The 22163-nt window shown below is 62.0% G+C and carries 18 protein-coding genes and 6 tRNA genes; 3 read left to right on the top strand and 21 right to left on the bottom strand.

Annotated elements, in window-relative coordinates:
- Both DK391_RS14180 and rraA read right to left on the bottom strand, forming a co-directional pair.
- Entirely contained in the window at positions 1–408 is a 408-nt protein-coding gene (locus tag DK391_RS14180) for a gamma-glutamylcyclotransferase family protein (protein WP_109478596.1), read from the bottom strand.
- A 49-nt stretch (positions 409–457) separates the two neighbouring features.
- Positions 458–952 (bottom strand): ribonuclease E activity regulator RraA, encoded by a 495-nt coding sequence (gene rraA, locus DK391_RS14175; protein ID WP_109478595.1) that lies wholly within the window; start codon positions 950–952, stop codon positions 458–460.
- A gap of 154 nt (positions 953–1106) precedes the next feature.
- Here rraA and DK391_RS14170 point away from each other — a divergent pair, with 154 nt between their 5' ends.
- Positions 1107–1991 (top strand): helix-turn-helix transcriptional regulator, encoded by an 885-nt coding sequence (locus tag DK391_RS14170; RefSeq protein WP_109478653.1) that lies wholly within the window; start codon positions 1107–1109, stop codon positions 1989–1991.
- A 54-nt stretch (positions 1992–2045) separates the two neighbouring features.
- Here DK391_RS14170 and DK391_RS14165 read toward each other — a convergent pair whose 3' ends face one another.
- The 7 genes from DK391_RS14165 to gltX form a co-directional block, all read right to left on the bottom strand.
- On the bottom strand, positions 2046–2510 hold the full coding sequence (locus DK391_RS14165; RefSeq protein WP_109478594.1) for a GNAT family N-acetyltransferase: 465 nt from the start codon (positions 2508–2510) through the stop codon (positions 2046–2048).
- A 174-nt stretch (positions 2511–2684) separates the two neighbouring features.
- A tRNA-Asp gene (locus tag DK391_RS14160) sits at positions 2685–2761 on the bottom strand.
- A 78-nt stretch (positions 2762–2839) separates the two neighbouring features.
- Positions 2840–2915, bottom strand: a tRNA-Glu gene (locus tag DK391_RS14155).
- A 66-nt stretch (positions 2916–2981) separates the two neighbouring features.
- Positions 2982–3058: transfer RNA gene (locus DK391_RS14150), tRNA-Asp, on the bottom strand.
- Positions 3059–3136: 78 nt separating this feature from the next.
- Positions 3137–3212: transfer RNA gene (locus DK391_RS14145), tRNA-Glu, on the bottom strand.
- A 143-nt stretch (positions 3213–3355) separates the two neighbouring features.
- Positions 3356–3431, bottom strand: a tRNA-Ala gene (locus tag DK391_RS14140).
- A gap of 120 nt (positions 3432–3551) precedes the next feature.
- Positions 3552–4961 (bottom strand): glutamate--tRNA ligase, encoded by a 1410-nt coding sequence (gene gltX / locus DK391_RS14135; protein ID WP_109478593.1) that lies wholly within the window; start codon positions 4959–4961, stop codon positions 3552–3554.
- 431 nt (positions 4962–5392) lie between these two features.
- On the opposite strand from gltX, the gene DK391_RS14130 reads away from it, so the two are divergent.
- Positions 5393–6349, top strand: coding sequence for a patatin-like phospholipase family protein (locus tag DK391_RS14130; protein ID WP_109478592.1), 957 nt, complete (start codon positions 5393–5395; stop codon positions 6347–6349).
- A gap of 107 nt (positions 6350–6456) precedes the next feature.
- On the opposite strand, the gene DK391_RS14125 is transcribed toward DK391_RS14130, so the two are convergent.
- From DK391_RS14125 to DK391_RS14105, 5 genes are all read right to left on the bottom strand, one after another.
- Positions 6457–7128 carry a C40 family peptidase gene (locus tag DK391_RS14125; protein WP_109478591.1) on the bottom strand — a complete coding sequence of 224 codons (672 nt, stop codon included), beginning with the start codon at positions 7126–7128 and terminating at the stop codon, positions 6457–6459.
- A gap of 158 nt (positions 7129–7286) precedes the next feature.
- Positions 7287–8906 (bottom strand): dipeptide ABC transporter ATP-binding protein, encoded by a 1620-nt coding sequence (locus DK391_RS14120; protein WP_109478590.1) that lies wholly within the window; start codon positions 8904–8906, stop codon positions 7287–7289.
- On the bottom strand, positions 8903–10006 hold the full coding sequence (locus DK391_RS14115; RefSeq protein WP_109478589.1) for an ABC transporter permease: 1104 nt from the start codon (positions 10004–10006) through the stop codon (positions 8903–8905). The genes DK391_RS14120 and DK391_RS14115 overlap by 4 nt, the downstream gene beginning before the upstream one ends.
- 1 nt (position 10007) lies before the next feature.
- Positions 10008–11048, bottom strand: a complete 1041-nt coding sequence (locus DK391_RS14110) for an ABC transporter permease subunit (RefSeq protein ID WP_109478588.1) — start codon at positions 11046–11048, stop codon at positions 10008–10010.
- A gap of 49 nt (positions 11049–11097) precedes the next feature.
- Positions 11098–12933, bottom strand: coding sequence for an extracellular solute-binding protein (locus DK391_RS14105; RefSeq protein WP_239482819.1), 1836 nt, complete (start codon positions 12931–12933; stop codon positions 11098–11100).
- A 209-nt stretch (positions 12934–13142) separates the two neighbouring features.
- Here DK391_RS14105 and fabI point away from each other — a divergent pair, with 209 nt between their 5' ends.
- Positions 13143–13934, top strand: coding sequence for an enoyl-ACP reductase FabI (fabI, locus tag DK391_RS14100; protein WP_109478586.1), 792 nt, complete (start codon positions 13143–13145; stop codon positions 13932–13934).
- Positions 13935–14036: 102 nt separating this feature from the next.
- Here the strand turns inward: fabI and DK391_RS14095 are convergent, their stop codons facing one another.
- The 7 genes from DK391_RS14095 to cysS form a co-directional block, all read right to left on the bottom strand.
- The gene (locus DK391_RS14095) at positions 14037–14384 is read right to left on the bottom strand and encodes a hypothetical protein (protein WP_109478585.1); all 348 of its coding nucleotides are present in this window, start codon (positions 14382–14384) and stop codon (positions 14037–14039) included.
- A gap of 465 nt (positions 14385–14849) precedes the next feature.
- A tRNA-Ser gene (locus DK391_RS14090) sits at positions 14850–14943 on the bottom strand.
- Positions 14944–15151: 208 nt separating this feature from the next.
- Positions 15152–16402 (bottom strand): aspartate kinase, encoded by a 1251-nt coding sequence (locus tag DK391_RS14085; RefSeq protein ID WP_109478584.1) that lies wholly within the window; start codon positions 16400–16402, stop codon positions 15152–15154.
- Positions 16403–16863: 461 nt separating this feature from the next.
- Positions 16864–18282, bottom strand: coding sequence for a tRNA lysidine(34) synthetase TilS (gene tilS / locus DK391_RS14080; protein WP_109478583.1), 1419 nt, complete (start codon positions 18280–18282; stop codon positions 16864–16866).
- A gap of 51 nt (positions 18283–18333) precedes the next feature.
- Positions 18334–19305, bottom strand: coding sequence for an acetyl-CoA carboxylase carboxyltransferase subunit alpha (locus DK391_RS14075; protein ID WP_109478582.1), 972 nt, complete (start codon positions 19303–19305; stop codon positions 18334–18336).
- Positions 19306–19439: 134 nt separating this feature from the next.
- Positions 19440–20495 (bottom strand): DNA-3-methyladenine glycosylase, encoded by a 1056-nt coding sequence (locus DK391_RS14070; RefSeq protein ID WP_109478581.1) that lies wholly within the window; start codon positions 20493–20495, stop codon positions 19440–19442.
- 47 nt (positions 20496–20542) lie between these two features.
- Positions 20543–21940, bottom strand: a complete 1398-nt coding sequence (gene cysS / locus DK391_RS14065) for a cysteine--tRNA ligase (RefSeq protein WP_109478580.1) — start codon at positions 21938–21940, stop codon at positions 20543–20545.
- Positions 21941–22163 lie beyond the last annotated feature (223 nt).

The following is a 22163-nucleotide window of genomic DNA, read 5'->3' as shown; positions in this document are numbered from 1 at the left end:
TCAGCGCCCGTTTGAACGGCGGTGCGCGACCCAATCTCCGCTGTGAATTTCCTGCAGCCCTTTGACGGCATCGCGCTGAACCGGGTAATAGCGGCAGGTGACAGGCGCGCCTTCGACATTGACCGTCACCTCGCGCGGCATGAACAGACCCTCGACGCCGGGATACACCTGCTCGATCTCGTCGAGCACGGCAACCAGGTCGTCGTCGATCGCGTAGACGTCGCCGCGCACATGCACGCCGGCATCGTCAGGCACGAGGCCCGGATACGCGCCGAAGTCGAACAGCCGGCCACGCAAGGTGGCCGAGCCCAGCAGCGTCGGCGCGGCAATGTCGTTGCGCGCCGCGGCAGCGCCAATATCGTTGATTTCACCGGCACGCAAGGTGCCATACACAAAGACGTTTTGCATCAGTCCACAATCCTCTATCTACAACCGGTTTTCCGACTACACCTCGCCGTCAGATCAATGGCGCGCTCGCTACCAGCACGCCATCGCTGTCGGCATAAATCCATTCGCCCGGCCTGACGATCGTACCGGGCAGCAGCACGGGAATATCACGCTCGCCGCCGCCCACCTGCTGACAGCGTTGCGGATGGGTGGCGAGCGCGATGACGCCGAGATTGCATTCGTTCAGTTCCAATACATCGCGCACGCAACCGTACACGACGATGCCCGCCCAGCCATTTTTCTCGGCGAGCCGGCTCAGGTTACCGCCCACCAGCGCGCACCGCAGACTGCCGCCGCCGTCGACCACCAGCACGCGGCCCGCGCCTTTTTCTTCGAGCACCGCGCGCACCAGCGTGTTGTCTTCGAACACCTTCAGCGCGACCGCTTCGCCGCCGAAACACGTCGCACGGCCAAAACGGCTGAACACGGGATCGAGCACCCGCAGCGTGCCGGCCGCCAGTTGATCTTCGTGCTCGTCGCACAAATCTGCAGTGGCAAAGTTCATAGCTTCTCTCACTCAGCGAAACGGATGCGGTGCATTATGCCGCGACGCCTGAGGGATGTCGCATCGTCCGTTCGGCTAATGTGCGCAGGCCACGCACCACCCTACAATGACAGACGTCATGCGGCGTTTCATCTGCCGCGCAACCTGTGATGCCATGACCGACGCCGCCCGTACTACATCGCCCGCATCGAAGCCGTCTGCCGGATTATCGACGCGCGTCGATTTCGCCGACATTCCACCCGAGTTCGCGCCGACGCCGACGCACCCTATCCGTGTGCGCTCCCGGCCGATGCCGGCCGGCGTGCGCATCGCGCGACATACTCACGCGTGGGCGCAGGTGGCCTATGCGTCGCGCGGCGTGCTGCGTGTGGGTACTTTTGGCACGACGTGGATGGTGCCGCCGTCACGCGCAATCTGGGTGCCGCCTTATGTGCTGCACGAGGTGACGATCGTCGAAGAAGCGTTCCTGCGCACCTTGTACGTCAACGAGACCGTTGTGCCGCCTGGGCTGGATGCGTGTCGCGTGGTCGAGGTGGCGGGGCTGCTGCGTGAAGTCATCGCGTCGCTGGATATGCCCGGCTTGCCGCCAGACCGCGAGCGTCTGCTGGGTTCGCTGGCCCTCGACGAAATCACGCGCTCGCAGCCTTTGCCGTTGTCCGTGCCGATGCCGACTGAAAAACGCCTGCGATCGTTGTGTGAAGCCGTCCTCGCCGATCCCGCCAACGCAGACTCACTGGAGCGATGGGCATCGACCGTCGGCGCGAGCACGCGGACGATTGCGCGGCTGTTCCGGCAGGAACTGGGCGTGAGCTTCTCGCAGTGGCGCCAGCAGGCTGTGCTGGCTCGCGCGATTCCGTTGCTCAGCCAGGGAAAGCCGTTGTCGCACGTGGCGCGGGAGTTGGGCTACCAGAGTCAGAGCGCGTTTTCGGCGATGTTCCGGCGCGCGTTCGGCGAAAGTCCGCGAGCGTTCATGGTACGTGGCGCCGAACATCGGCACGACGAGCGGGAACAAGATGAAGAGGAAGATGAATCGAATTGATGCGACCCGTTGCGGCCGCGAGCCGGACGCTGGATCGATGCGCGCACAACGCTTCTAGACGCGCCGTGCCATATGCCGGATCGAGCCGAGCTGCGCCAGCCGCGGGCCCGCCAGACGGTAGCCCATGCGCTGATAGAGGCGCGCGGCCGGATTGTCGACGAACACACGCAACTGCAGCTCGGACAATCCCCGCGCCCTCGCCCAACGGTGCGAGGTGTTCAGCAGATAGGTGCCTGCACCGCGCCGCCGATGCCCTTCGGCGATCTGCACATCGCGGATATGCAGCGAGTCGCCCTCTTCGGTAATGCGCAATACGCCGATCCGCTCACCATCCGCTTCGAGAATAAAGTTCTCCGACTCGCGCCAACTGGCGAGGAACAGATCGCTCCGCCACACGAGATGATGCCGACGGTAATAACCGCCCATGTTGTTGCGCGTCAGCGCCTCGGCGAACTGGAAGTCGTCCATGCTGGCCTTGCGCAAGTGGAAGGGAGATGGATCGTCGGTGGGGTCGAGCATCGCACGGGGGACGAATATGTCGGTCCGCACAACGTTAAGTCACGCGGCCCGCGCTGGCAATGGCTGTTTGCCCCACAGTAGCGCAAGCGCCGTTGGGCGCGCTTTGGCGGAACACAGAAACGGGTAGCGCAAAAACAAAAAAGCCCGCTGACGATTCAGCGGGCTTCTTGTTTCTGGCGGAGCGGACGGGACTCGAACCCGCGACCCCCGGCGTGACAGGCCGGTATTCTAACCGACTGAACTACCGCTCCAGTCTTGCTACCTTCCTCGCGAGCGTCGGTTAGATCTCTCGCAAGTGCATCACTTGAATCTCAAGCAACGCCAGTATCTGGCGTCCCCTAGGGGATTCGAACCCCTGTACTCACCGTGAAAGGGTGATGTCCTAGGCCTCTAGACGAAGGGGACAACGTACTTCACATACTACTGCTTACACCTTTAATGAAAAAGCCCGCTCACCGAACGGGCTTAATCTGGCGGAGTGGACGGGACTCGAACCCGCGACCCCCGGCGTGACAGGCCGGTATTCTAACCGACTGAACTACCACTCCAGTCTTGCTACCTGACTTGCGAGCGTCGGTTAGATCTCTCGCAAGCGCATCACTTGAATCTCAAGTAACGCCAGTATTTGGCGTCCCCTAGGGGATTCGAACCCCTGTACTCACCGTGAAAGGGTGATGTCCTAGGCCTCTAGACGAAGGGGACATAATCTTTTCAGATCTGTCTCGTTCTTGCTGCTAACTTCATTCATCAGCAGCGAAGACCGCTATTCTAACTGCTTTACAACCGTTTGTGAAGTCTTTTTTTCTACAACTTCCGGCTAACCGGAAGACTTCACTCTGCTCTGATGGTGGAGGTAAGCGGGATCGAACCGCTGACCTCTTGCATGCCATGCAAGCGCTCTCCCAGCTGAGCTATACCCCCTTGCAGAACAGAAGCGAGATTGTAGTGAGCAATTTTCGCTTTGTAAATACCTCTTGAACCGCTTTCTGCAATTTTTTTGCGAAGCCGCGAAAACATCTTCCGCGGCCTCACTTCGCCGGCTTAAGCGAGCGCCTTTTCGATGCGGCTCACCACCACATCGCGGCCAAACAGCATCAGCACGCTATCGATAGAAGGCGTATGTGTCGTGCCCGCCACCAGCAGACGCACAGGCATCGCGAGTTGCGGCATCTTCAGCTTGTGCGTGCTGAGCGTTGCCTTCAACGCAGCAGCGATGCCCTCCTTCGTCCACTCGCACGTCTTCAATGCTGCGGCGAGATCGGCGAGTGCCGGGCGCACGACGTCCGTGACATGTTGCGCGAGCGCTTCGGCATCAGGCGTCGGTTCGCGGTAGAACATCGCGGCGTTCTCCACGACCTCCTTGATCGTCGATGCACGGTCCTTCATCAGGCCGATCACGCCCACGACATCCGCGCCCTTCGCGAGCGTTGCTTCGTCGATACCGAGCACCGCGAAGAACGGCTTGCTCAGCCCGGCCAGACGCGCGTTGTCGGCTTCCTTGATGTAGTGGTTGTTGAGCCAGTTGAGCTTGTTGTGGTCGTACTGCGCCGGGGACTTGCCGAGGTGTTCGAGATCGAACCATTCGACCAGTTGCTCACGCGAGAAAATTTCCGCGTCGCCATGTGACCAGCCCAGACGTGCCAGGTAATTCAGCACGGCTTCGGGCAGATAGCCTTCATCGCGATAACCCATCACGCTCATTGCGCCATGACGCTTGCTCATCTTTTCGCCCTGCTCGTTCAGCACGGTCGGCAGGTGCGCGTAGACGGGCGGCTCGGCGCCGAGCGCGCGCAGGATGTTGATCTGGCGCGGCGTGTTGTTCACGTGGTCGTCGCCGCGAATCACGTGCGTGATCTTCATGTCGAGGTCGTCGACGACCACGCAGAAGTTATAGGTCGGCGTGCCATCCGGACGCGCGATCACGAGATCGTCGAGTTCCTCATTCGAAATTTCGACGCGGCCCTTCACGGCATCGTCCCATGCGACCACGCCCGTCAGCGGATTGCGGAAGCGCGTCACGGGTTGCACGCCTGCGGGCGGCTCCGGCAGCACCTTGCCCGGCTCCGGGCGCCACGTGCCGTCATAGCGCGGCTTTTCGCCGGCGGCGCGCTGACGCTCGCGCAGCGCGTCCAGTTCTTCCGTCGACATGTAGCACGGGTACACGAGACCCTGCTCCTGCATCTGCTTGAGCACTTCGCGGTAACGGTCCATGCGCTGCATCTGATAGAACGGGCCTTCGTCGTAATCGAGGCCGAGCCATTGCATGCCTTCGAGAATTGCATCGACGGACTGCTCGGTCGAACGCTCGACGTCGGTGTCCTCGATGCGCAGCACGAACACGCCCTCCGATTTGCGCGCGAACGCCCACGGATACAGCGCAGAGCGAATGTTGCCGAGGTGGATGAAGCCGGTGGGGCTCGGTGCGAAGCGGGTGCGAACGGGAGTGGTCATGTGCGGTAACTCGAAGACGGATGCCGGCGCCGGCGAACATCGAAGCCAGGCGCAGCAACGAAAACGGTCCGTGCCCGACGACGGCAAGTCTGGCTGCCGAGGGCGCGAACGCGATGAAAAAGAGACCCGAATTATACCCGTCGGCACTGCCAACATGAGTCCGACGGAGCGCGCAACAGCCGCTATGGCGGGCGCACGCCGCAGGATCCTTGCGCGAACACTGTCAGTACGCGATACCGACAATCCAGCTTGTAGACGGTTTCCTCAGCCAACCGTCGCCGCGCGTCCGCTTTGCTTTATGATGTGCGCGCGCTGCCGCCAGTGCCACCCGGCGCCATGCAGCGCGCCCGGATCGCCGCCGGCGATCATCTACGCAAGACACGCGGCGCGACGCTTTCGGATGAACGTCGGCGCCGTCGCTGGAGAATTCGTTGAAACCGTCATCGCCACGCCTGTCCCGCCGCACGTTCTCGATCGCTGCGGCATCTGCTGTCCTGTCCGCCTGTGCGTCGACGGGCGGCACGCCCGACAACGTCACGCCCGACACCGCGTCCATTCCGGCGACGCCCACCACGCCGCCCGGCGTCAAGCCGCAGCGGCCGCTGCGCGTCGGCCTCGCCCTTGGCGGCGGCGCGGCGCGCGGGTTTGCGCACATCGGCGTGATCAAGGCGCTGGAAGCCCGCAACATTCAGGTCGACCTGATTTGCGGCACGAGCGCGGGCTCGGTGGTCGGCGCGTTGTACGCGTCGGGTCTGAACGGTTTTGCGCTCAACAAGCTCGCGCTGTCGATGGACGAAGCGTCGATCAGCGACTGGGCGATGCCGTTTCGCACGCGCGGCTTTCTGCAAGGCGTCGCGCTGCAGAACTATCTCAACAAGACGCTAGACAATCGTCCGATCGAGAAGATGGCAAAACCGCTCGGCGTGGTCGCAACGGATCTGAAGACCGGCCAGCCGATCCTGTTCCAGCGCGGCAACACGGGCATTGCCGTGCGCGCATCGTCGAGCGTGCCGTCGGTGTTCGAGCCGGTGAAGATCGGCGGACATGAGTACGTCGATGGCGGACTCGTCAGCCCCGTGCCGGCGTCGTTCGCGCGCAAGATGGGCGCCGATTTCGTGATCGCCGTCGATATTTCCGCGCGCCCCGAATCGGCTGTCACCGAAAGTTCGTTCGACGTGCTGATGCAGACCTTCACGATCATGGGTCAGACGATCAAGGCGTATGAACTCGACAAATACGCCGACGTCGTGATTCGTCCGAATCTGAATGCGATGAGCGGCACGGACTTCGGACAGCGTAATGCGGCGATTCTGGCGGGTGAAGAAGCGGCTGCGCGCGCCGCGCCGGAACTGTTGCGCAAGCTCGCAGCGGCGCGCGCTACGGCCTGATCAGCGTATGGCACGCGCGGCACGCGTGCGCCACGCTTCCAACGCCGCAAAACAAAAAGGCCCGCTTCGTATGAAGCGGGCCTTTTGCCTGAAACGGACAAAGCGACCTAGTTGCTGCCGCCAAGCGTCGCGCTCACGCGCTGACGCAGATCCTGCTGTTGCGGCACCGTCGTTTCGATGCGGCGTGCGCCCGTGAAACGCTTTTCCCAGTAACCGTCATCCATATCGTCGACGCGGAGCGTGCTGCCTGTGGACGGCGAATGCACGAACTTGTTGTCACCGATGTAGATGCCAACGTGCGAGAACGTGCGGCGCATCGTATTGAAGAACACGAGATCGCCCGGCTTCAGGTCGGAAACCCGCACCTTCTCGCCGACACGGCTCATTTCTTCCGCGCGGCGCGGCAGTGCCATGCCCAGCGTGTCCTGGAACACGTAGCGCACGAAGCCGCTGCAATCGAGGCCGGAATCCGGCGTGTCGCCGCCCCAGCGGTAGCGCACGCCAATCATGTTGAGGGCGCCGACCACCACGTCACCCGCTTTGCCGGCCATGCCGGACAAAAACGATCGAGCGCCACCATCGGAATTCGAGGTAGCGCTCTGGGTGTTTTGTGTGGTGGAGGACACAGAATTCGACCCGGAAGAGGTCGAATATGAGGCATTCTGGTTAAAGCTGCTTACTTCATCGGCGAACGCGCCGGGAGCTGCGGCCATCAGTACGCCAATGAACATCCCGGCGACGACGCGCGTACAAGCCTGGGTTAGGTTTTGGTGCTGCATTGGTCTGGTGGTTGGTTTTGGTTAGGACGGGTGTTGCGGAAATTTTTGCCTGAAAATCAACAGGCTAGGAAAAAGTTTGGTCGATACTAGCCAGTAAGTATTCCTATGTCAAAACAAATAGAAAAAATCAATGACTGGGCGCACCCAATTGGTGAATGTCAAGTCGTCAAGGCCGCTTTCAACAGCTTACGTGTGTAAGGGTGAGTCGGCTCGGCGAATATGCGTTCCACATCGCCTGTCTCGACGATCTCACCGTTTTTCATTACCGCGACACGATGCGCCATTGCGCCGATCACGGCCAGATCGTGGCTGATGAACACGAATCCCAGGTTGTATTTGCGCTGCAATCCCGCCAGCAGTTTCAGCACTTGCTGCTGGATGGAGACGTCGAGCGCGCTGGTCGGTTCGTCCAGAATCAGGATGCGCGGCTCCAGTACTAGCGCGCGCGCAATTGCAATCCGCTGGCGCTGTCCGCCCGAAAACTCATGCGGATAACGATGCAGCGCCGTCCGGTCGCTCCCCACTTCGCGCAGCACGGAAATGACCTTGTCGCGGCGCGCGTCGGCGGCCATCTGCGGACGGTGCAGCGCCAGCCCTTCTCCGACAATGCGCTCGATCGTTTGCCGTGGTGAAAGTGAACTAAAAGGATCCTGAAAGACCACCTGCATGTTCGAGCGCAGCGCCGTCTGGTCGCGTCCCTTGTAACTGCCGAGCGCCCTGCCCTGAAACTCGATTGCGCCGTGCGAGGTTCGTTGCAGGCCGAGCAGCGCCATCGCGAGCGTCGATTTTCCCGAACCCGATTCGCCGACAATACCCAGCGTCTCACCTTGACGCACCGACACGGTTGCATCGTCGACGGCACGAAAACGTCCCGACTGGAACCAGCCGGCGAAACCCGGCAGCTTCGTCCGGAAATCGACGCAGACATCGCGTGCATCGAGCAGCACGGGCGCGATCGGCAACACCGGCACCACCGTGCGCTCCGGCCGGCTTTGCAGCAGACGCTGCGTGTACGGATGCTGCGGCGAGTCGAACAGCGTCTCGACGGTGCCGCTCTCGACCAGCACGCCCTTCTCCATCACCGCGACGCGTTGCGCGAAGTGACGCACGAGGTTGAGATCGTGCGTGATCAGCAAGACGGCCATGCCGCGCTTTTCGGCTTCCTCGCGTTGCAGTTCCAGCAGCAGTTCGACGATCTGCGCCCGGATGGTCACATCGAGTGCCGTGGTCGGCTCGTCGGCGAGCAGCAGACGCGGACGGCACGCGAGCGCCATCGCGATCATCGCGCGTTGCCGCTGTCCGCCCGACAACTGATGCGGATAGCTGTTCACGCGCTTGCCCGGTTCCGTGATGCCCGTGCGTTCGAGCAGCGCAACCGCGCGCTTGCGCGCCTCATTGGCGCTCACGCCGTCGTGCAGCACGATCGTCTCCGCGATCTGGTCGCCGATCGTGTACAGCGGATTGAGCGCCGTCATCGGCTCCTGGAAGATCATCGCGATGTCGGAACCGCGCAACCCGCGCATCTCGCGCTCGCTTTTCGCGAGCAGATCTTCGCCGTCGAAGCGCACCACGCCGCTCGTCTGCGCGTCGTTCAGCAGACGCAGGATCGACAGCGCCGTCACGCTCTTGCCCGAACCCGACTCGCCGACCAGCGCGACGCGCTCGCCTCGCGCAATCGTCAGCGAGACATCGTTGACGGCAACCGTATCGCCGAACGTCACGCGCAGGTGATCGAGTTCGAGCAGCGGCCCGTCGTGTTTGGCTGGCGTCGCGCTCACTGGTTGCCTCCTGCTTTCATCGCATCGGCGATACGCGTGTCGAGCGCGTTGCGCAGCGCGTCGCCCATGAACGTCAGCAGCAACAGCGTCACGACCAGCACGCCGAACGTCGAAACAGAGATCCACCACGCGTCGAGGTTCGCCTTGCCCTGTGCGAGCAGTTCACCGAGACTCGGCGTCGGCGGCGGCACACCGAGGCCGAGAAAATCGAGGCTCGTCAGCGCGAGAATCGCGCCGCTCATCCGGAACGGCAAAAACGTGATGACGGGCGTCAGACTGTTCGGCAACACATGGCGCCAGATGATCTGCCAGTTCGACAGACCCATCGCGCGCGCAGCGCGCACGTAATCCTGTTGCCGGTTGCGCAGAAACTCGGCGCGCACGTAATCGGCCAGTCCGATCCAGCCGAACAGCGACAGCAGCACGATCAGCAGAATGAATCCCGGCTCGAAGATCGACGCGAAGATGATCAGCAGATACAGCTCCGGCATCGCACTCCAGATTTCGATCAGACGCTGCCCGATGATGTCCGTCTTGCCGCCGAAGAAGCCCTGCACGGCACCCGCCAGCACGCCGAGCACGGTGCCGATGATCGTCAGCACCAGTGCGAACTCGACCGACACGCGAAAGCCATACACGAGCCGCGCGAACAGGTCGCGCCCACGGTCGTCGGTGCCGAGCCAGTTGTCGCGCGAAGGCGGCGCCGGGTTGGGCGCCTTCGAAAAATAGTTGAGCGTGTCGTAGTAGTAGCGGTTCGGCGGATAGAGCACGAAGTTGCCCGGCGCGTCGAAACGATGCTTGATGTACGGATCGAGGTAATCGGCGGGCGTCGGGAAGTCGCCGCCGAAAGTGGTCTCCGCGTAATCCTTCACGAGCGGGAAATAGTAGTGGCCGTCATAGCGCACGACGATCGGCTTGTCGTTCGACCACAGCGGCGCAGCAAGGCTCGCCGCAAACGCGACGATATACACGATGAGGCTGTAGTAGCCAAGGCGTTGTTGCCGGAAGCGCGCCCACACGCGGCGCGCGGGCGACGGCGACACGAACGCGCGCACCGGCTGCGCGCGCGACACTTCGGCATCTGTACGGACGCGGCTCAAATCAGCGCTCCAGTTGTTCGAATTGAATGCGTGGATCGACCCACACATAGCAGAGATCGGAGATGAGCTTGGTGGCAAGCCCGATCAGCGTGAAGAGATAGAGCGTGCCGAGCACCACGGGATAATCGCGCCGCACCACCGACTCATACGACAGCAGCCCGAGCCCATCGAGCGAGAACAGCGTTTCGATCAGCAGGCTGCCCGTGAAGAACGCGCCGATAAACGCAGCCGGAAAGCCGACGATCAACGGCAGGAGCGCATTGCGAAACACGTGTTTCCATAGCACGCGCCGCTCGGACAAACCCTTCGCGCGCGCCGTCAACACATACTGTTTGCGGATTTCGTCGAGGAACGCGTTCTTGGTGAGCATCGTGACAACCGCAAAACTGCCAACCACGGAAGCGACAATCGGCAACGTGATATGCCACAGGTAATCGAGCACCTTGCCGACCAGGCTCAGTTGTGCCCAGTTGTCGGAGGTGAGATTGCGCAACGGAAACAGTTGCAGGAATGTGCCGCCGCCAAACAGCACGAGCAGCAGCACGCCGAGCACGAAGCCGGGAATCGCGTAACCGATCAGCACGATCAGACTCGTCGCAATATCGAAACGCGAGCCGTTGCGCACGGCCTTCGCAATGCCGAGCGGCACCGATATCAGATACGTGAGAAAGAACGTCCACAAGCCGATGCTGATCGACACCGGCAGCTTCGACACGATCAGCGACCACACGCTTTGATGGCGGAAATAGCTTTGCCCTAGATCGAAGTGTGAGAAGCGCTTGAGCATCAGCCAGTAACGTTCGAGCGGCGGTTTATCGAAGCCATAGAGCGCCTTGAGCTGCGCGATTTGCTGTGCATCGACGCCGCTATGCGCGCGCAGACCGAATGGCGTGCCGCCTTCGGACGTATTGCGGCGCAGTTCATGCACGGCCTGTTCGACCGGTCCGCCCGGCACGAACTGGATCACCACGAAGGTCAGCGTCAGCACGCCGATCAACGTCGGAATCATCAACAGAAGACGTTTGAGGATGTAGCTCCACATGGCAGCCGTCCAGAATCAAAAGTGCAGGTTAAGTACGCGCCGCGCGCGTTCATTGCGGGTTCGCGAACCACCACATCGATGTGATCCAGCCTTCCGCCGTATAGTACAGCGGCAGCGTCGCGGGCCAGGCCATGCCGCGCTTGAACGCCACGCGATGCGTGCCGCTATACCAGTGCGGCACCATGTAATAGCCGTTGATCAGCACGCGGTCTAGCGCGTGCGTCGCATCGACGAGTTGTTCGCGCGTTTGCGCGCCGACCAGCGCGCGCAGGATCGCATCGACGGCGGGCGACTTCAGGCCGATCAGGTTGCCCGAGCCGGGATCGTCGGCGGCCTTGCTGCCGAAGCGGTCGATCATGTCGGCACCCGGCACCTGCACGTCGGGAAAACGGATCGTCGTAACGTCGAAATCGAATGCGTCGAGACGCTTCTGATACACCGCAAAGTCCGCCGTGCGCACACGCGCCTCGATACCGAGCTTCTTCAGATTGCGGATGTAGGTGGCATACACGGGCTCGAAGGTGCCCGACGAACCGGAATCGTCGAGTATTTCGAACACGAACGGTTCACCCTTCGCATTGCGCAAGGCGCCGTCGCGATACGTCCAGCCGGCCTGCGCGAGCAGCGCGCGGGCTTCGAGCAGGTTCGCTCGCAGCGAGCTGGGCGGATCGGTGTCGGGCTGCTTCGGCGGCACGCCGAACACGGACGGTTCGAGTTTCGCGCGCCACGGTTCGAGCAGCGTCAGTTCACCCGGCGACGGCATGCCCTTTGCCTGCAGATCCGTATTGACGAAGTAGCTGTCGATCCGCTTGTACTGGCTGTAGAACAGTTGCCGGTTGAGCCACTGGAAATCGAGCGCGAGATCGAGTGCCTTGCGCACGCGCACATCGGAGAACAACGCCCGGCGCTGGTTCAGGATGAAGCCTTGCATGCCCGTGCCGTTATGCTGCGGAAACTCGCGCTTGATCAGTTCGCCGCTGTCGAACTTCTTGCCGACATCGCGACGCACCCAGTTGCGCGCAACGTATTCGACGAGCGCGTCATACTCCCCTGCCTTGAACGCTTCGAGACGCGCCGTCGTATCCGAATACAGCTTGTAGTTGATGCGCTCGAAGTTATACATGCCGACGCGCACGGGCAGCTTGTCGCCCCAATAGTTCGGGTCACGCTTATACGTGATCGTGCGGCCGTTGTCGTAGCTCTCGATCAGATACGGGCCGCTGCCGATCGGCTTTTCGAACGCGAGTTGATCGAACGCCGTGCGGCTGCCGTCCGGCTTCACGCCCCACTTGCGCGAGAACACGGGCATGCCGCCCGCGAGCAACGGCAGTTCACGGTCGCGCTGCTTGAACTCGAAGCGCACCGTCGCCGGATCGACGATCACGACGCGCGCGATCTCGGCGAAATACGCGGCATATTGCGGCGCGGCCTGCGGGCTGTTTAACGTGTCGATCGAGAACTTGATGTCGTCAGCCGTGACGGGATCGCCATTCGAAAAGCGCGCTTTGGGATTGATGTGGAAAGTGGTCGACAGGCCGTCGGGCGCGACGTTGATGTCGTCGGCGAGCAGGCCGTAGGCGGACGCGACTTCGTCGGCGCTGCCCGTTGTCAGGCTCTCGAACAGCAGGCCGATACCGGGCGCCGCGTTGCCGCGCAGCGTGAACGGATTGAACTTGTCGAAGCTCGTCGAGCGGTCGGGATTCGCGAGCACCAGCGTGCCGCCGCGCGGCGCATTGGGATTGACGTAGACGAAATGCTTGAAGTCAGCTGGATACTTCGGGTCGCCGTATTGAGCAATGGCGTAGGCAGCCTGCGCATGCTGCGCCAGCATCGGCGACAAAGCGATCAGCAAGCCCACGCATGCCGATGACACCACGCGCGGCATCCCCGTGCAACGCACACGCGACAACGGAACAGACAACGAACGAATCAGAGTGCGCCATCTCGGGCGCGGCGCTTCAACCCGTCGCGTGCCTGCTGTCATAGGAGCCTTGTTTGGTCGGTGGGCGGTTGCAATGTGAGAGAATTCTACCCAAAATCCCGCGCGTTCCCGCACTCTGTCATCGCGGCGCGCTGACCTCATTAGGAGAATTCATGGGCTTCCTCGCTGGTAAACGAATCTTGCTGACGGGCCTTCTGTCGAACCGTTCGATCGCGTACGGTATCGCGCAGGCCTGCAAGCGCGAAGGCGCCGAACTCGCGTTCACGTATGTCGGCGACCGCTTCAAAGACCGCATCACCGAATTCGCTACCGAATTCGGCAGCAACCTGGTGTTCCCGTGCGACGTCGCCGACGATGCGCAAATCGACGCGCTCTTCACGTCGCTGAAAGAACATTGGGACAGCCTCGACGGTCTCGTTCACTCGATCGGCTTTGCACCGCGTGAAGCGATCGCGGGCGATTTCCTCGACGGCATGACGCGCGAAAACTTCCGCATCGCGCACGACATCTCCGCGTACAGCTTCCCCGCCCTCGCGAAAGCTGCACTACCGATGCTGTCGAATGACGCGGCACTGCTCACGCTGTCGTATCTCGGCTCGGAAAAGGCCATTCCCAACTACAACACGATGGGTCTCGCCAAGGCATCGCTCGAAGCGAGCGTGCGTTACCTGGCGGTGTCGCTGGGCGGCAAGGGCATTCGTGTGAACGGCATTTCGGCTGGCCCGATCAAGACGCTCGCAGCGAGCGGCATCAAGGGCTTCGGCAAGATTCTCGATTTCGTCGAAGACAACGCGCCGCTCAAGCGCAATGTGACGATCGAACAGGTTGGCAATGCAGCCGCATTCCTGATGTCGGATCTCGCGGCCGGTGTGACGGCTGAGATCATGCATGTCGATAGCGGCTTCAGCAATGTGGTCGGTGGAATGGCCGCTGTCGCTGAGTAAGCGTTTTTGCCTGCATGCTGTACGCGCGCGTCGTTGCGCGTGCAACCAATAAAAAAACCGCCCCGAGGGGCGGTTTTTTTATCGGGCGCGTGCGCCGCTCGATCAATGCCAGCCGTTGTGACGACCGTTGTCGTAGTGACCGTGACCATGATCGTAGTAGCCGCCGTGGTGGCGGTAATAGTCGTCGCGGCCCCAGTAGCGGCGGCCATCCCAGTAACGATCGCCATGCCAGCCGATCACGATGGCAGGCGCTGCCACATCAGGCGCCGGCGCGTACACGACGGGCGGCGGGGGCGGCGGCGGCGGTGCATACACAGGCGCCGGCGCGACATAGACGGGAGCGGGAATACCGATGTTGACACCGACGTTCAGTCCCCCAGCCATCGCCGCACTCGACGCCCCAATCGCGAGTACACCGGCGATCAACGGGATAAGACGCATGGACTTCATGGTTTCACCTTTTCTTTGCTTTGCGGAGTTGTGTTTATCTCGACTGCTTGATTCGAATATAACAAAGCAACCCTTCACGCGTATTTCAAGTTTGTAATAACTGATGCATAACTTCGCATTCGAATGCGCTCCGTAACGTCCGGTTACACGCGACAGCATTTGGTGATATGCGATACCCGTCTGCTGTTGCGCGCACGCACACTTTGCGGGTCATGCGCCCCATTGGCGAGCGCGCAGGCAGTTCGTTTGGTTATGCCAGGCAAATTCAGGCCAATGTGTATCCGGCATAAACGATCGATCCGCGTATGCAATGCAAACGCAATTCGCCAATACCGACGTTTACGGATGCGCGAATAAAAAGTTGAGTGCGGACGACTCGAAGACAGGCGTGAACCGATATAAAAGCGGCGCGCAAAAAACAAAACCCCGCAGAGCCTAGACTCTGCGGGGTTCCACCGCCATTTCTGGCGGAGACGGAGGGATTCGAACCCTCGATCCAGGTTTTGGCCCAGATGCTCCCTTAGCAGGGGAGTGCCTTCGACCTCTCGGCCACGTCTCCCAAACTTTCGGTTGCGCCAGGGAGGCAGCGCAACGAAGCCAAGATAATAGCGGGTTCAAAGCCTCAGGTCAATTTTTACTTCACACTTTTTGTGCCAGAAGCGTCATTTCGATGACACTTCTCAAACCTGACGCACGATTGCCCGCTTTACCCTCATCCACCTTCACGCATCGGCCCATTACCGCAGCAACGGACCGCGTGATCGACATCAAGCCTGATCGAGTTCGAATGCCTTATGCAGCGCGCGCACGGCGAGCTCCATGTACTTCTCGTCGATCAGCACCGAGATCTTGATTTCCGACGTCGAGATCATCTGGATATTGATGCCCTCTTCCGACAGCGTGCGGAACATCTTGCTCGCGATGCCCACGTGCGAACGCATGCCGACACCAACCACGGACACCTTCGACACCTTCGGATCGCCGAGCACCTGCTCCGCGTTCACATGGCCCTTCACCTGGTTCGTGAGGATGTCCATGGCGCGCTGATAGTCGCCGCGACCGACCGTGAACGTGAACGCCGTCTTGCCCTCGACGCTCTGGTTCTGGATGATCATGTCGACATCGATATTCGCATCGGCGACCGGGCCGAGGATCTGATATGCGATGCCCGGCTTGTCGGGCACACCCATCACGGCGATACGGGCTTCGTCACGCTGAAACGCGATTCCCGAGATGACTGCTTTTTCCATGGTTTCGTCTTCTTCAAAAGTAATCAGGGTGCCCGACTTCATTTCTTCGTCGAGCGACATCAGCGGATCGGTCAGGCTCGACAGCACGCGCGTCTTGACCTGATATTTGCCGGCGAATTCCACCGAGCGGATCTGCAGCACCTTCGAACCGAGGCTGGCCATTTCCAGCATTTCTTCGAACGTCACGCGGTCGAGTCGGCGTGCTTCTTCCACCACGCGCGGGTCCGTCGTGTAGACGCCGTCGACGTCCGTGTAGATCAGGCATTCGTCCGCTTTCAGCGCGGCCGCCACGGCAACCGCCGAGGTGTCCGAGCCCCCGCGGCCGAGCGTCGTGATGTGGCCTTCGGGATCGATACCCTGGAAGCCCGTAATGACCACGACCTTGCCTTCGTCGAGATCGCGCAGCACGCGCTCGCCGTCGATGTCGCTGATGCGCGCTTTCGTGAATGCGCTGTCTGTTTTGACGGGCACTTGCCAGCCTGTGTAGCTGACGGCATCGACGCCTGCATCATGCAGCGCGATGGACAGCAGGCCGACGCTGACCTGTTCGCCCGTCGCCGCGATCATGTCGAGTTCGCGCGGGCTCGGCTGGGGCGAAATTTCTTTCGCGAGACCCAGCAGGCGGTTCGTTTCGCCGGACATCGCCGAGGGCACCACGACCATCTTGTGGCCTGCCTTGTGCCATTTCGCGACGCGCTTCGCGACGTTCTTGATGCGCTCGACCGAGCCCATCGATGTGCCGCCGTATTTGTGTACGATGAGTGCCATTGTCGTTCTGAACTGAAGGAGAAACTGATACGCCAACCGGTACGCGCCGGGCGCGCTGGAGACGGCCGCACAAAGAAAGCACAGGGCACAACGTTCGGGAACGACGGCGCAGTGTGGCGGCGCAGATGCAGCGCGCGTGCGATACGCGCGGATTTGCCGGGTTTGCTTTTTTCCGGCCCAGCCGATACCTGCCGATAAACAGGGCTGACGGACGCTAACGAGGTGGCTAACTGACGCTAACGGGGCTTGGCGCGCGCGGTCGTTCGCATAAGAACAGCCGGTAACACGACAAAAAGCGAGTTGGGCAAACAAGTTACCCTACATGATCGGCAATAAAAAGACAAGCCGCAAACCTGGCAAAAGCGGTGGCAAATGCTTGTCGGAGAAGGATTTGGGACGATTGTTGCGCACGTATGACGATGCCCGTCTGGTCGGTCGGACAACGCTGGTTGCGTGGGATGTCAGGCGAGCGTGAGATCCTCGCGCCAGTCGATCCGGATATGCCGGGCATTGTCTCGCGGCGCAGGGTCAATGAACGCCGCGCGGTTCCCGCCGATCAGCGGCACGAACAGCAAGGCCTCGCCGGCGAACAGCAACGGCACATCGCGCTTCCACGACGGCACGCCGCGCTCCTGAAACAGATTCTTCAGCGTGCGGCTGGCCCCATTCGCCGTGCACCGCATCCGTTCGCCGCCGCTGCGTGAGCGCACCGCGAGCGGCGCGCGCATGAGTTCATCGGCGGGAATCGCGTCGGGCGCATCGGCTTGAACGTCGCTGAACACAAAGGTGCCGCGCCATTGCGGCAGCCGCCCCACGCTTTGTCCTTGCCACACCAGCACGCTTTCGGCGCGTTCGACGAGCACGGTTTCATCGGCGGGATCGGCGCTGTCGCCGGCTTCCCAATAGATCTGCCCGCGATAGCAGCGCAACGCCTGTCCTGCGTGATCGACCCGCAGGCCGTGCGCGTCGCCGATTTCACGCAACTGGCGCAACGCATCCATGAGCCGCGCAGTCGATGCGGCGGGCAGGCCGAGCGTGCGCATCCAGTAGCGCAGCAGGTTTGCGCCGCGGTCTTCGTCGAGTGCGAGCAGCGCGTCTCGCGATAACGCGCCCTCTTCTTCGCCGAGCGCCGCGTGCAGATCGATACGCGCCAGTTCGTCCAGCAGGCGCTGCGCCGACGCCGCGTGCGCCGCTGTGCGGGCAAGTGCATCGCGAAAGCCCGGAAAATGCACGGCGAGTCCGGGCAGCACGTCGTGACGCAACGCGTTGCGCGCGTAGCGCGTGTCGGCATTCGATTCGTCTTCGATCCAGCGCAGATCGCGCGCATGCGCGTATTGCTCGAGTTGTGCGCGCAGCAGATGCAGCAATGGCCGCATGCGCGTCACGGACGCGCCCGACGGCAGATACTCGGGCGCCATCGCGGCCAGCCCTGCCATGCCCGCGCCACGCAGCAGTTGCAGCAGCACGGTTTCAGCCTGATCGTCCGCGTGCTGCGCGAGCCAGAGCGTGTGCAGGCCGTGTTGCGCGCACAAGGCGTCGAACGCGCGATAGCGTGCATCGCGCGCGGCCGCTTCGACACCTAGCCCAGCAGCGCGCGATACATCCACATGCAACGACGCAAACTCGACGCCTCGTTCATGCGCGAATCCGGCACAGTGCGCGAGCCATTCGTCCGCGTGAGCGCTCAGGCCGTGATGGATATGGAACGCGACGCACCTCGACGCGCCACCGACACGCACCGCCGCATCGAGCAGCACAGTGGAATCGACGCCGCCGCTGAATGCAATTGCGACGCGTGCGTCGGCAGGCAACGCACCAAAAACAACGCCGACCGCATCGAGAACGAGGCGGTCGGCGGGTGTGTCGGCTGACGGAGTCACGTTGTGACGTCGCTTATCGGGTACGGCGCCTTCTGACGATAACGCGAGCGCTTACGCGCCCGGCGTCGTTTCCTTGAACTTGCCGTACGACATCAGGCGTTCGAAACGGCGTTGACGCAGATCGTTCGTGCTCATGCCCTGGAACTGGCGCAGCGAATCGGCGAGTGCACGGCGCAACATGGCAGCCATGCCCTTCGGATCGCGATGTGCGCCACCGAGCGGCTCGTTGACGATCTTGTCGATCAGGTTCAGCGCCTTCAGACGATGTGCCGTCAGGCCCAGCGCTTCCGCTGCTTCCGGCGCCTTCGCGGCGCTCTTCCACAGAATGGACGCGCAGCCTTCCGGCGAGATCACCGAGTACGTCGAGAACTGCAGCATCAGCACGCTGTCAGCCACAGCGACAGCCAGCGCGCCGCCCGAACCGCCTTCGCCGATGATCGTCGAAATGATGGGCGTCTTCAGTTCGGCCATCACATACAGGTTGCGACCGATCGCTTCCGACTGGCCGCGCTCTTCCGCGCCAATGCCCGGATAGGCGCCCGGCGTATCGATGAACGTGAACAGCGGCAGGCCGAACTTCTCGGCCAGACGCATCAGACGCTCGGCCTTGCGATAGCCCTCCGGACGCGGCATGCCGAAGTTGCGCAGCGCGCGTTCCTTCGTGTCGCGACCCTTCTGATGGCCGATCACCATGCACGGCTGGCCATTGAAACGCGCGAGGCCGCCGACGATCGACAGGTCGTCCGCAAACGAGCGGTCGCCATGCAGTTCGTGGAAATCGGTGAACAGTTCGTTGATGTAATCCTGCGTGTACGGACGCTGCGGATGACGGGCGATTTGCGAAACCTGCCACGGCGACAGGTTCGTATACAGATCCTTGGTGAGCTGCTGGCTCTTCTTCGACAGCCGCTCGAGCTCTTCCGAAATATCGACGGCCGAATCGTCCTGCACGAAGCGCAATTCTTCGATTTTCGCTTCGAGTTCAGCGATCGGCTGCTCGAAATCCAGAAAGGTGGTCTTCATTGGTTTTTAATCCTTGGACTTACCGGCAGCGCGTATTCTAACCGCGCGCGCCCATGTCAAAACCGTCGCGAATCTATCAATTCTAGCAAATTGATAGCCGACAACGGTTTCCGCTTGCTTGTACTGTTATTGAATCAGTTGCCGGCCGGTGCCGGATCGAGGCTGCGCCACATATACCATGTCGCGACGGTGCGCCACGGTTCCCAGTTCGCGGCCACTTCACGCGCCTCGCTGCGCGTCACCGGCTCCCCGCTGAAATAGTTCTGGCTGATCGCGTGGATCAGGTTCGGATCGTCGAGCGGCAGCACGTCGGGACGCGACAGATCGAAGATCAGGAACATCTCGGCCGTCCAGCGGCTGATACCGCGGATCTGCGTGAGTTCGGCGATCACCGCTTCGTCTTCCATCGACGTCCACTTGCCGACGTGCAACGCGCCCGACACGAAGTGCTGGGCGAGATCGAGAATGTACTCGGCCTTGCGCTTCGACACGCCGCAATTCATCAGACTGTCCTGACCGAGCTTGATGATCTGCTGCGGCACCAGCTTCGGACACGCGGCGACGATGCGCTGCCACATTGCCTGCGCGGACGCGACGGAAATCTGCTGGCCGACCACCGAGCGCGCGAGCGTGACGAACGGATCGGCGCGGCTCGACAGATGCACGGGACCGAACTTCGGAATCAGCTTCTTCAGAATGCGGTCGCGCTTGACGAGGTCGGCGCAAGCCTTGTCCCAATACGCCGGACGCGTGACGACGGCCGGTTGCGCATCGCCCGATGCGCCCTGCCCGGCTTCCGCCGATGCAACAGCCGCAGCCGCACGCGGCTTGCGCGCCGTATCGGCTTCGCGATTTTCCTGCTCGAGCACCTGCTGGTCGCCCGCGAGTTCAGCGGGCAGCGTGCCGTTGCTCTTCGTGTGCGTGGAACGCACGCGCGAAGGCTTCACGGCGGCTACGTCTGCCGGCTCGGCGCCGTTGGGCGCGCGCTTCGGCGACACGGGCTTTGCGAGCGCGCCATGCGCGCTGGCCGGTTTGCGCGGCACGTGAAGGCCCGCCTTCGCGCCCTTCGACGACGCCGATTTCACTGCAACCTTCGTTGCGCCGCTTCGCGCACGCACTGCCTTTACCTTCGCTGCCGCGTTCGATTGAGACGCGGCTCGTTGAGCCGGCGTCTTCGTGGCCGTTGCCATCCTGCCTCCTGCCTGGCGAGTCGATCAGTGGGAAGTACGAGGTGCGCTCACACGCGCCGCCACTCGGTCAACCCGCCCGGTTTGTCTTCGAGCGCAACACCGGCATCCAGCAATTCCTTGCGGATCCGGTCTGCCTCGGCGTAGTCCTTTGCCTGCTTTGCGGCGACGCGCGCAGCGATCTTCGCTTCGATCGCCGCGACATCGAGCGCACCCTCGCCATCGCTGCCTGCCGCCTGCTGCAGATAATCGCGCGGCTCGCGCCTGAGCAGTCCGAGCACGAGCGCGAGACCCTGCAACTGACGCGCGAGCGCCGCATCGCGTGTGCGGTTCACTTCACTGGCCAGCTCGAACAGCACCGACACCGCGACAGGCGTATTGAAGTCGTCATTCATCGCTGCGCGAAAACGCTGCGCATACGCTTCGTTCCAGTCGATCTCGCCGGCCTGCGGCGGCGTATCCTTCAGCGCCGTGTACAGACGCGCCAGCGCGCCGCGTGCGTCGTCGAGATGCACGTCGCTGTAGTTCAGCGGCGAACGGTAATGCGCGCGTGCGATAAAGAAGCGCACCACTTCGGCATCGTACTTCGCGAGCACCTCGCGGATCGTGAAGAAGTTGCCGAGCGATTTCGACATCTTCTCATTGTCGATCTGCACGTAGCCGTTGTGCATCCAGTAATTGACGAAGGTTTGGCGCGTAGCGCCTTCACTTTGTGCGATTTCGTTTTCGTGGTGCGGAAACTGCAGATCCTGGCCACCGCCGTGAATGTCGAAATGATCGCCGAGCAGCGTGCAGCCCATCGCCGAGCACTCGATATGCCCGCCGGGACGGCCGCGCCCGTACTTCGAATCCCAGCCGGTGTCGGCGGGTTCGTCGGCCTTCGACTTTTTCCACAGCACGAAGTCGAGGGGATCCTGCTTCGCGTCATTCGCCGCCACGCGTTCGCCCGCGCGCAGGTCTTCGAGCGACTTGCCCGACAGCGCGCCGTAGTGCTCGAACTTGCGCACCGCGTAGTTCACGTCGCCGTCGGCGGCCTGATACGCGTAGCCGTTCTGCTCGAGCTTCTCGATCATGCCGAGCATCTGCGGAATGTATTCGGTGGCGCGCGGCTCGAGATCGGGACGCTCGATACCGAGCGCGTCGGCATCTTCGTGCAGCGCCGCGATGAAACGGTCCGTCAGCGAGCGAATGGTTTCGCCGTTCTCGACGGCGCGGCGAATGATCTTGTCGTCGATATCGGTGATGTTGCGCACATAGGTGACCTTGTAGCCGAGCGTGCGCAGCCAGCGCTGCACGATGTCGAACACGACCATCACCCGCGCATGGCCCACGTGACAGTAGTCGTACACCGTCATCCCGCAGACATACATACGCACTTCGCCTTCATGAAGCGGCACGAAATTTTGCTTGTCACGCGCGAGCGTGTTGTAGATGCGCAGAGATTCCATAGAGACGATGCGTGGGCCGAAAGAGATCCGCTAGTTGTTCGTTCATACCGCGCCCGAAGAAAGCATGCAACTGCATGCACGAACACGGGCGGTGCGGCATGACATGACAGCATGTCGCGCAATGCTGCGGGATCAGGCTGACGTCAAGGCGGAGACGACCACGAGTGGCGAAAAGACAGTCTGTGGTTCGACGGAACGCGCAGACCTTTTGTTAGAATGGGTC

Source organism: Paraburkholderia sp. C35 (assembly GCF_003121405.1).
In the GTDB taxonomy this organism is placed as follows: Bacteria; Pseudomonadota; Gammaproteobacteria; order Burkholderiales; family Burkholderiaceae; genus Paraburkholderia.
This window is presented reverse-complemented; position numbering and strand designations above follow the sequence as displayed.

Coding starts and splice junctions, on each gene's coding strand:
- DK391_RS14125 (WP_109478591.1), bottom strand. CDS start 7,128: ATGCAGCACCAAAACCTAACCCAGGCTTGTACGCGCGTCGTCGCCGGG.
- DK391_RS14110 (WP_109478588.1), bottom strand. CDS start 11,048: ATGTGGAGCTACATCCTCAAACGTCTTCTGTTGATGATTCCGACGTTG.
- DK391_RS14170 (WP_109478653.1), top strand. CDS start 1,107: ATGACCGACGCCGCCCGTACTACATCGCCCGCATCGAAGCCGTCTGCC.
- cysS (WP_109478580.1), bottom strand. CDS start 21,940: ATGGAATCTCTGCGCATCTACAACACGCTCGCGCGTGACAAGCAAAAT.
- DK391_RS14095 (WP_109478585.1), bottom strand. CDS start 14,384: ATGAAGTCCATGCGTCTTATCCCGTTGATCGCCGGTGTACTCGCGATT.
- DK391_RS14075 (WP_109478582.1), bottom strand. CDS start 19,305: ATGAAGACCACCTTTCTGGATTTCGAGCAGCCGATCGCTGAACTCGAA.
- DK391_RS14070 (WP_109478581.1), bottom strand. CDS start 20,495: ATGGCAACGGCCACGAAGACGCCGGCTCAACGAGCCGCGTCTCAATCG.
- gltX (WP_109478593.1), bottom strand. CDS start 4,961: ATGACCACTCCCGTTCGCACCCGCTTCGCACCGAGCCCCACCGGCTTC.
- rraA (WP_109478595.1), bottom strand. CDS start 952: ATGAACTTTGCCACTGCAGATTTGTGCGACGAGCACGAAGATCAACTG.
- DK391_RS14180 (WP_109478596.1), bottom strand. CDS start 408: ATGCAAAACGTCTTTGTGTATGGCACCTTGCGTGCCGGTGAAATCAAC.
- DK391_RS14165 (WP_109478594.1), bottom strand. CDS start 2,510: ATGCTCGACCCCACCGACGATCCATCTCCCTTCCACTTGCGCAAGGCC.
- DK391_RS14105 (WP_239482819.1), bottom strand. CDS start 12,933: ATGCCGCGCGTGGTGTCATCGGCATGCGTGGGCTTGCTGATCGCTTTG.
- fabI (WP_109478586.1), top strand. CDS start 13,143: ATGGGCTTCCTCGCTGGTAAACGAATCTTGCTGACGGGCCTTCTGTCG.
- DK391_RS14085 (WP_109478584.1), bottom strand. CDS start 16,402: ATGGCACTCATCGTACACAAATACGGCGGCACATCGATGGGCTCGGTC.